The 494-nt window shown below is 63.0% G+C and carries 1 protein-coding gene and 1 pseudogene; both read left to right on the forward strand.

Annotated features, from left to right (window positions below):
* Positions 1-115 (forward strand): DUF6124 family protein (locus tag M5B99_RS30385; RefSeq protein ID WP_412548770.1); only part of this gene is annotated, 115 nt, incomplete at its 5' end.
* A gap of 54 nt (positions 116-169) precedes the next feature.
* Positions 170-494: pseudogene (locus tag M5B99_RS29790) on the forward strand (hypothetical protein); the annotation flags it as partial.

Genomic DNA, 494 nt, shown 5'->3' on the forward strand with positions numbered 1-494 from the left:
GAACCAAACCGGTTCGAACCGCAAGGTGGCGATGGGTGTGGTGCACCTGATTGAGCTGGCGCAGTTGAAGATGGACTCGGTCCTGGATGAGCAAGCAGTCAGCGTCAGAAACTGATAGAGCCCAACCGCTAGATGAACGGGAAGCAAGGCTCCCCGTTCAATTTGGCTCGGCGGAGCCACCCGCGCCTTTGTCTATAACGCCTATGGCAAACTCTCCAGCGAGCGCGACGAACTGGGTCGGCTGACCCGATACGGTTCGGTGATGACGGCAGCGAGCTGAAGACTGCCTACCAGCGCGACACCGCTGGCCGCTTGCAGGTCAAGACGCTGACGGTCACTGGCCGCTGGCCGCTGGCGTATGAGTACGACCTGCAGGACCGCCTGACCACCGAGCACCAGGGTTGGGCCACCCTTCACTACCGCTACGACGCGCTCGGCCAGCTCAGCCATGCGCGCCTGCCCGACGGCAGCACCCTGGACTATCGCCACCTGGT

The sequence above is a fragment of the Pseudomonas sp. MWU13-2100 genome (genome assembly GCF_023242365.1).
In the GTDB taxonomy this organism is placed as follows: Bacteria; Pseudomonadota; Gammaproteobacteria; order Pseudomonadales; family Pseudomonadaceae; genus Aquipseudomonas.